The organism is Streptomyces sp. NRRL S-495 (genome assembly GCF_000966955.1).
Lineage (GTDB): Bacteria > Actinomycetota > Actinomycetes > Streptomycetales > Streptomycetaceae > Kitasatospora > Kitasatospora purpeofusca.
The window spans coordinates 1-1,602 of sequence record NZ_JZWY01001288.1 but is presented as its reverse complement, the minus strand read 5'-3'; the positions used below and the strand labels follow the sequence as shown (position 1 = coordinate 1,602).

At 76.2% G+C, this 1,602-nt stretch carries 1 protein-coding gene; it reads left to right on the top strand.

The window, feature by feature from the left end; translation table 11 throughout:
* On the top strand, nucleotides 1-1,602 hold a 1,602-nt coding region (locus VR45_RS41215), incomplete at both ends, for a condensation domain-containing protein (protein ID WP_045945113.1).

The following is a 1,602-nucleotide window of genomic DNA, read 5'->3' as shown; positions in this document are numbered from 1 at the left end:
TTCCGGATCGAGCTCGGCGAGATCGAGGCGGCGCTCTCCCGCCACCCCGCCGTCCGCCAGGTCATCGTGGTCGCCCGCGAGGACCGCCCCGGCGACACCCGGCTGGTCGGCTACTGCGCCGTGACGGCCGAGGCCCTCGACGGTCGGCCCGAACTCGCCGCCGAACTGAAGGAGTTCGCCGCCGCCGGGCTGCCCGGCTACATGGTGCCCTCCGCCGTCGTGGTGCTGCCCGCGCTGCCGCTGAACGCCAACGGCAAGGTCGACCGGCGCGCCCTGCCCGCCCCCGACCTCGGCGCCGACCCGACCGGCCGCGCCCCGCGCGACGAGCGCGAGCGGGCCCTGTGCGCGCTGTTCGGCGAGATCCTCGGCATCGAGGACATCACCGTCGACGACGACTTCTTCGCCCTCGGCGGCCACTCGCTGCTCGCCACCCGCCTGGTCGGCCGGGTCCGCGCCGACCTCGGCGCCGAACTCGCCATCGGCGACCTCTTCCAGGCCCCGACCGTCGCCGCCCTCGCCGCCCGGCTCGCCGACGGCCCGGCCCGCCCGGCCCTGCTCCCCGAGCAGCGCCCCGAGCACCTGCCGGTGTCCTTCGCCCAGCGCCGCCTGTGGTTCCTCGGCAAGGCCGAGGGCCCCGCCGCCACCTACAACGTCACCCTCGCCCTGCGGCTGTCCGGCCCGCTCGACACCGCCGCCCTGGAACGCGCCCTCGGCGACGTGGTCGCCCGGCACGAGTCGCTGCGCACCGTCTTCACCGAACTCGACGGCGTGCCGCACCAGCGGGTCCTCGACGGCCCGCCCGGGCCGCTGCTCACCGTCACCGACCGCCCGGCGCAGGACCTCGTCGGCCACCTCTTCGACCTGGCCGTGGACGTCCCGCTGCACGCGTACCTGTGCCCCGAGGGGCCCGAGGAGCACGTGCTCACCCTGGTGCTGCATCACATCGCCGGCGACGGCTGGTCGCTGCGCCCGCTGTTCCGCGACCTCGCCGCGGCCTACACCGCCCACCGCGACGGCACCGCCCCCGACCCGCGTCCGCTGCCCGTCCAGTACGCCGACTACACCCTCTGGCAGTACCGGCTGCTCGGCTCCGACACCGACCCGCGCTCGCTGCTGGGCCGTCAGCTCGACCACTGGCGCGAGGCCCTGTCCGGCCTGCCGGACGAGCTGCCGCTGCCGCTGGACCGCCCCCGCCCGCCGGTGCCCACCCACCGCGGCGACGTCGTCGAGCTGGACCTCGACGCCGCCCTGCACGCCCGGCTCGCCGAACTGGCCGGCCGGCACGGGGTCACCCTGTTCATGGTGCTCCAGGCCGCCTGGGCCACCCTGCTGCACCGCTTCGGCGCCGGGGACGACGTCCCGATGGGCACCCCGCTGGCGGGCCGGCTCGACCCCGCCCTGGACGACCTGGTCGGCTTCTTCGCCAACACCCTGGTGCTGCGCACCGACTTGAGCGGCTCGCCGACCTTCGCCGAGCTGCTGGCCCGGGTCCGGGAGGCCGACCTGGCCGCCTACGCCCACCAGGACGTGCCGTTCGAGCGGCTGGTCGAGGAGCTCAACCCGGCCCGCTCGCTGGCCCGGCACCCGCTGTTCCAGGTGATG